The sequence below is a fragment of the Methylocystis sp. genome, from assembly GCF_050251305.1.
In the GTDB taxonomy this organism is placed as follows: domain Bacteria; phylum Pseudomonadota; class Alphaproteobacteria; order Rhizobiales; family Beijerinckiaceae; genus Methylocystis.
In genome coordinates this window covers 1-6,648 of the sequence record NZ_JBFWNB010000088.1, presented here as the reverse complement: position 1 = coordinate 6,648, position 6,648 = coordinate 1, and the positions used below count along the sequence as shown (strand labels likewise).

5 protein-coding genes and 2 pseudogenes are annotated in these 6,648 nt (G+C 61.3%); 4 read left to right on the top strand and 3 right to left on the bottom strand.

All coding sequences use genetic code 11. The features are described 5' to 3' along the window. Positions 1-765: pseudogene (locus tag AB7F41_RS16995) on the top strand (hypothetical protein); the annotation flags it as partial. 522 nt (positions 766-1,287) lie between these two features. On the opposite strand, the gene AB7F41_RS16990 reads toward AB7F41_RS16995, so the two are convergent. Then, positions 1,288-1,713, bottom strand: a complete 426-nt coding sequence (locus tag AB7F41_RS16990; RefSeq protein ID WP_428384772.1) for a hypothetical protein — start codon at positions 1,711-1,713, stop codon at positions 1,288-1,290. Between the two features lie 258 nt (positions 1,714-1,971). Here AB7F41_RS16990 and AB7F41_RS16985 point away from each other — a divergent pair, with 258 nt between their 5' ends. Then, complete coding sequence (locus AB7F41_RS16985; protein ID WP_428384770.1) at positions 1,972-3,768, top strand: DUF3363 domain-containing protein; 1,797 nt, start codon at positions 1,972-1,974, stop codon at positions 3,766-3,768. A 99-nt stretch (positions 3,769-3,867) separates the two neighbouring features. On the opposite strand, the pseudogene AB7F41_RS16980 reads toward AB7F41_RS16985, so the two are convergent. Further along, positions 3,868-4,199, bottom strand: a pseudogene (locus tag AB7F41_RS16980) (integration host factor subunit alpha). 254 nt (positions 4,200-4,453) lie between these two features. Here AB7F41_RS16980 and AB7F41_RS16975 point away from each other — a divergent pair. Then, on the top strand, positions 4,454-5,461 hold the full coding sequence (locus AB7F41_RS16975; protein ID WP_428384768.1) for a helix-turn-helix domain-containing protein: 1,008 nt from the start codon (positions 4,454-4,456) through the stop codon (positions 5,459-5,461). A gap of 395 nt (positions 5,462-5,856) precedes the next feature. Continuing rightward, positions 5,857-6,093, top strand: a complete 237-nt coding sequence (locus AB7F41_RS16970) for a hypothetical protein (protein ID WP_428406714.1) — start codon at positions 5,857-5,859, stop codon at positions 6,091-6,093. A gap of 35 nt (positions 6,094-6,128) precedes the next feature. On the opposite strand, the gene AB7F41_RS16965 is transcribed toward AB7F41_RS16970, so the two are convergent. Next, positions 6,129-6,533, bottom strand: coding sequence for a type II toxin-antitoxin system VapC family toxin (locus AB7F41_RS16965; RefSeq protein WP_428384764.1), 405 nt, complete (start codon positions 6,531-6,533; stop codon positions 6,129-6,131). Positions 6,534-6,648 lie beyond the last annotated feature (115 nt).

The window sequence follows — 6,648 nt, the reverse complement described above, 5'->3', positions numbered from 1 at the left end:
GAAATTCTCGAAGCGCAGGACCGCGCGCGTTTCGAGCTTCATGCCTTTTCCTATGGCGGCAGCGATGGCGGCGACATGCGCGCACGGCTGTCTCGCGCCTTCGATAGTTTCAATGACATCACGCCGCTTTCCGACACTGAGGCGGCGCAGGCGATTTATCAAAAAGAGATCGACATTCTCATCGACCTCAAAGGCTTCACTCAGGCGACGCGAACGTCAATCCTCGCACTGAGCCCGGCGCCGATACAGGTAAATTTCTTCGGCTATCCCGGCACGCTGGGCCCGGGGCCGTGCGATTACATCATCACCGATGTTTTTTGCACGCCGCCCGGGAGCGCCACAGATTATGCGGAATCTTTCGCCTATCTGCCCCATTCTTATCAGCCACATGGACGCCAGGATGCTGTGGACATTGCGCCGCACCGCGTCGTCGCCGGTCTGCCGGAAGAAGGATTCGTCTTCTGCTGTTTCAATCAGACCTTCAAATTCACTCCAGCAATTTTCGACATTTGGTGTCGTCTCCTGCGCAGCGTGCCGGAGAGCGTTCTGTGGCTTCTTGCGGCCCGTGAAGCAGAAGGCAATCTTCGCAACGAGGCGCGGGAGCGCGGCGTCGATGGTTCGCGGCTTCGGGAACTCGACACGCAGATTGCAGCGTTCAACAGAGTGTTCGCCGAATTGAGTCGAGCCGACGAAACAATGCACTCCTACTGTCGATTCCCAGGATCGGCGTCATTAACCTCCGCTCCTCGAACGGTCGAAACGTAACGTCGTGTCGCTTTATCGCGAACAAACTGGCGCGAATCGTATGGGTCATTGCCGCGGTCTGGGGACGCTTTCGACGCCCGCGTGGTAGCGGTGTGACGGCTGAAAGAATGACAGCGGAAATGCCGCCAAGCTGTACTCCGACTGCAAGACGTCTGCGGGTGGCGTGAACAAAGATGGCCCAACAATCGATCGGCGTTCGGAAAACCTGACATCAGGCGAGGGCCAATCCGAGGCCGAGTATCTTATCACGAACCGGGCGCGCGACTTTCCGTCTTGGCCGGATATTTTGATGCAGATTGTGAAGTCCATTATGATCACAACGCTTGCAGATGGGGCAGGCCATTCGTTGCCTGTGGGCGTTCACTCGGACCACACCGGAACGCCTGTGACGCTGCCCCGTGAATCCGATGGCAATGTGCGCCGCGACGGATCCGATGTCGTTTGTCTGTTGCAGCCGAGCTACGAAAAACACGCCGTCGATGAGCGCGGGAGAGTGCGCGGCGCGCCAGGAACTCTCGCCTGTCAAAGAGCCGCTTGTTGGCGAAAAGTTGCGCGTGGATTATCGTACAGCATCGGAGAGATGACGATGTCGAAGCGGTCGACGAACATGCACCCGATTAAGAGGGCAAGATAAAGCGAGCTGACGCTCGCCTTTCGCTGCGCGAAAGAAGTGTTTGTCTGCATATTGTATTTTGCACATCGCGACAGCACTGTTGCGGCGCCGAGCGAGGTGTGCGTCGTGCCGTCGCTAGGCGTTTCGATTGTATTTTCAATTTGAAGAACGGGGCCGTGCGCGATGTGCGCCGATGGCAGTTTCGCCGCTCGCACGACATGACACGCGATTGCTCGATTTTCTACGATGCGTTCTTTTCGACCATTGTGATGCGCGGTTTGGCGTCCGATCCTGCCCTCATGACAGGCGACGACCTCGACGATTTTAGCGTCCAACCTGGGCGCTCTCGCAGCAAAGGAGCACGCGCCGGATCGCGGGCACAGACTTTCGTGAGCCAAGTCGAGTCCGCCGTTCGCAAGGCGGGCGGCAATCCCAATCGGATCGTCAGTTCGGCCGGAAAGGGAAGCGGACGGTTCAACGCGCGAGGTCGTGGCGGGAAGGTGGTGGCAACCTTTCCCAAAGAGGGCGGCGGATGGCGCCGCGACTCCACCGGGCGGTTCCGTTCGCGGCGCGTCGTCGTCAAGGCGCGGGTAATGAAACTGAATCCGCGGCGCGGAGGACGCGGCGCGAACATGCGCGGCGTCGCGAACCGGGCAGCCGCGGCCCATCTGCACTATCTCGAACGCGATGGCGTGACCTGTGAAGGAGAAAAGGGACACGCCTATTCGGCGATCGAGAACGAGGCGGACGGCCGCGCCTTTCTCGAACGCGGCCGCGGAGACCGCCATCAGTTCCGTTTCATCGTCGCGCCGGAGGATGCGGAAGAGATGGCCGACCTGCGCCGCTTCACCCGCGAGCTCATGCGGCAAATGGAAAAGGACCTCGACACGCGGCTCGACTGGATCGCCGTCGACCATCACAACACCGGCCATCCCCACACCCATGTGTTGGTCCGAGGCGTCACCGACGACCGAAAGATTCTGAACATCGCCGGCGACTATATCGCCCATGGCGTCCGCCATCGGGCGAGCGAACTTGTCACCCTGGAGCTGGGGCATCAAAGCGAGATCGATGTCGCTCGTAAGCTCACGAGCGAAGTCGACGCCGAGCGCCTGACCCGGCTCGACAGAATGCTGATCGACGAGCAACGGGACAAGGGTGTTGTCGATCTACGACCGGGCCAAGGCGTCTCCTATCCCATTCGCGAGAATCGGCATCTGCTCATCAGCCGGGCGAAGCGGCTGGCGCGCTATGGCCTTGCGAGAGAGATGGAACCTGGACGCTGGGTTTTCGCCGACAAGGCCGAGGCGACCTTGAGGGCGCTCGGCGAGCGAAACGACATCATCAAGACGATTCGCCAGGCGCTCGCCGATCATGGCCTCGGCGAACAACGCGGGGCGGACCAATATCTACTTCACGGCGATCGCTCGGGCGAGCCGATCATCGGCCGCGTCCTCGACAAGGGACTGGCCGGCGATGAGATGGGGGAGCGGGTCTATCTGATCGTCGACGGCGTGGACGGGCGCGTCCATCACGTTGAGTTCGCCAAGCCGGAGCGCCTTGACGATGTTCGCCGCGGAATGATCGTCGAAGCGAAACCGATCGTCGCCGAGCCCAGGGCGGCGGATCGCAACATCGCCATCGTCGCCGAGGGCGATGGCGGCGTCTACCGACCCGGCCGTCATCTCGATCTCATCCGCGACCGTTTCGAGCGGCAGAGCAAAGACCCGGACGCCTTCGTCCGTTTTCATGTCCGCCGTCTGGAGGCGCTACGCCGGGGTGGCCATGTCGAAAGGCTCGACGCCGACAACTGGCGCGTCCCTTCCGACATCGCCGAGCGAGGCATGCGCTACGATCTCAGCCGCGGCGGCGACGGACTCTCCGTCCGCATCCTCTCGACGCTCGACCTCGAAGCGCAGATCGGCAGCGACGGCGCCACCTGGCTCGATCGCGAACTGACCTCGCCGAGTCGAACGCCGCTCACACAGGCTGGCTTTGGCCGTGATGTGTCGACCGCCCAGGAGCGGCGCAAGCAGGCGCTTGTGGAGAGAGGTTACCTCACGCGCCAGACCGGTGGCGCATTCATAACGCCGGCCGACCTGCTGTCGCGCCTGGAGCGCGCCGAAGTCACGCGCGTCGGCCGCGCGATGGCCGCCGAGCGCGGGCTCGCCTTCAAGGAGACGAAGACCGGCAACTATGTCAGCGGCAGGCTTATCGGCTCAACGCGGCTTGCCAGTGGCCGCTTCGCGATGATCGACGATGGACTTGGTTTCAGCCTCGTCCCCTGGCAATCCGTCCTCGACAAGCGCCTCGATCAACATATCACCGGCATCGTGCGCGGCAGCGGAATCGACTGGAGTTTTGGTCGAAAGCGCGGGCTTGGTCTTTGAGTCGCGAGAAGCGCCCGAGCGGGAGTCGGCGCAACGCCAACATTGTGCCGCGCCACTTTGCTTTCCCACCGGGGCGACCCTGCCGCATGCAGGTCAATCTCAAGACTGTCTTTTACCCCATCCGTTCACCCGGGCGACAAGAGCCGGGGACGGATGAAAGGTCAAGGTCACCACCTTCCGCGCGCTGATCATCGCCTCGACGCCGGTCTTGGGATTGCGCCCATGCGCTGACGCTTTTCGCGGAGGCTAAACGTACCGAAGCCCCGCAATTTGACGAATTCTCCACGTAATATCGCGACGGCGAGCTCCTCGAACGTCGCATCGAAAATCTCGCGCGCCTCGGCGCGCGAGAGCTGCGCACAACAGCCATAGACGGCCGCGCGCAGGTCTTGACGCGTAACGGTTTGGGTCAATTCTGCTATTTTCAGCATGCGGGCGCTCTGCAGAACAGAAGCGTCGCTGCGCGCCCGCCGATCAAAACCTTCATGGCCGCCACTCCATAAGACGATTTTGTTGGGGAATTCACGATTAGGCGCGACCCGCGCTTTTGGCAACCACGCCCGGCGCACGCGCCTCGCCGCGCCCAGGTCGCCGATCGCCTGTCTTTGCGCGAGGCCATGCGCCAGAAGCGCCCTGCACGAATTCCGCAGTTCTGATCCGCCCCGACTCGTCCGATCTTTGCCGAATGCTCAAAGATCGTTTTCCCCCACCTTCGCCAGATCGTTGCCTGCAACATTCGAATGGTCAGCGCGACCCACTCCGCAACGAGCGCGAACCAGACCGTAGAGACGTCGCACAGTTCCATCGCGCCAAATTCCTCTGGCTCGAGCAGGTGCGCGCCGATCCGGAACTGACGCCGCTCGCCTTCATGCTCGCCTATGTGCTGGCCGACCTCGTCAACGAGGGAACCGGCTATGCCTGGCCCAGCGTCGCTTTCCTCGCCGCCGAATGCCGCGCGACGGAGCGCGGCGTCCAGAAGATCGTTCGTCTGCTCATCGAACGCGGTCATCTCTTCGTGGAATTCGGGCAAGGCCGGGGCGAAACCAATCGCTATCGCTGGATCGTCAAGGGACACGATGTTGTGCGCAGAGGCGATTCTCAATCGGCGACAGCGAGCCAAATGCCCAGTCGCGAAAGCGAGGCTCCCCCGCCTTGCCGCTCCGACGCCAATGGGCGAACTGCCGTTCACCCCATTCAATCGAAAAAGGTGAACCACGGTTCCGAAAAGGGTGAACAACGGTTCCAAAAAGGGCGAACGCCGGTTCACCCAACCCAATCTAAAGAATCAATCTATGATCTAATCTATCGATCGTCGTCCGAGCAACGCGCGCAAAGTCCGCCAAGCCGCTTCGAGGAATTCCGGCGCGTCTATCCGAAAAAGGTTGCCTTGACCGATGCGATCGGCGCCTTCGCGCAAGCGATCGAGCGAGCGCCGCCTGACGAAATCATTCGCGGCGCAATGCGCTACGCCGCCGAACGCGACGGCGACAACCCGCGCTACACGAAAAATCCGGCGACATGGCTGAACAAGGCTTGTTGGAGAGATCAAACGCCATCTTCAAGCGAGCATCCAAGGGACGGCGCGCCGGCGCGCCGGCGATTTGATCGTTCCGCATTGGCGCAAATGCACGATGACGACGAATTCGACGAGGTCATCGCTCGCATCCAGCAACGAACCAGCAAACGAGGTTGAAAATGGAAGAATTCACCTTGATCCTTTCCGAGGAAAGAGGCCGTCGGACACTCACGAGCAGGCGCCAGGCCAATCGGGCGCGGGCGCTGTTCGAGCCGCTGCTCACACATCAGCGCATCTCGCGCCAGATTATTGACGCCCAGCTCGGCGAATGGCTTTGCGTAAAGATGCTCGATTTGCGCAACCCGAACGCCATGCGCGAGAGAGCGTTGATCCGCCTCCAGCAGTTGCCGGAGAGAGAAACGCTTCACGCTTGGGACGACGAATTGCACCGCGCCCTTGACGGCAAAGCCGACGAACATACGCTCTCGGTCCTTCTTGCGACGATGCTCGACGGATTCCCGCGCGGCATGGTCCCAAACGTCCGAACCTATGTCGAAGGAGCCCTTCTCGTCATGGGCGATGATGCTCGTTCGCTGGAAATTATCGCCGCCGCTATCATTCGAATCTGGCGAAAGGACAGATTCCCTCCAACGATCGCCGAACTACAGGAGGAATTCGATCATGCTCGTCAGGGCGCGGCAAATGCGCGGCGCGTGGTCACGAAAATGATCGCGCTGCTGGATAATGCCGAGGAAATTCTCGCGGCGACAGGCGGTTTCGACGAAGCCCGGAAAGGAATCCGACCGTGATTCCCACCCGGCCCCTGATCCCCACACCGCGGCGCTCATTTCTTTGCGAGCAGCTTCGCTTCGCCGCCGGTCGCCGAGATCAGCTCGACCGCTTCTTTGTCGAAGCTCGCAAAAACGCGACCTCCCGCGCGCCGGCCTTCGAAAGCGATCACGCCATCGGCGAAATCGCCTCCCTTCTCAAAAACGGCGAGACCGGCTTCGACGGCGGGACGATCGACCACGACGCTCGCGCTTTCGATCAGTCTTCTCAGCGCGTCGGCCACTTCCGAAGCGCTCCTCTTATAACCGCGCGTCAACACCCAGACGAATTCGCAAAGCGAAGGCAGCGGCACCACGACAAGTTCCGCGTCGAGCAGCGCCTTGACCGCAACCGCGCCTTGGATCGGATCGTCCATGACGGCGGCTCGGACAAGAACATTTGTGTCCGCCGTGATTTTCACCGCTCTCCAGCCCAACCCTTGCGAGCAATCTCATTCATCTCTTCGATCGACAGCTTTCGCGCTCCCGGCTTTTTCAGGCAGCCGACAAACGCTTCTAGCTTCGCCGGCGTCTCAG

Bases quoted from the DNA above. Each gene is read 5' to 3' on its own strand.
- AB7F41_RS16975 (WP_428384768.1), top strand. From the start codon at position 4,454: ATGCTCAAAGATCGTTTTCCCCCACCTTCGCCAGATCGTTGCCTGCAA.
- AB7F41_RS16970 (WP_428406714.1), top strand. From the start codon at position 5,857: ATGGGCGATGATGCTCGTTCGCTGGAAATTATCGCCGCCGCTATCATT.
- AB7F41_RS16985 (WP_428384770.1), top strand. From the start codon at position 1,972: ATGAAACTGAATCCGCGGCGCGGAGGACGCGGCGCGAACATGCGCGGC.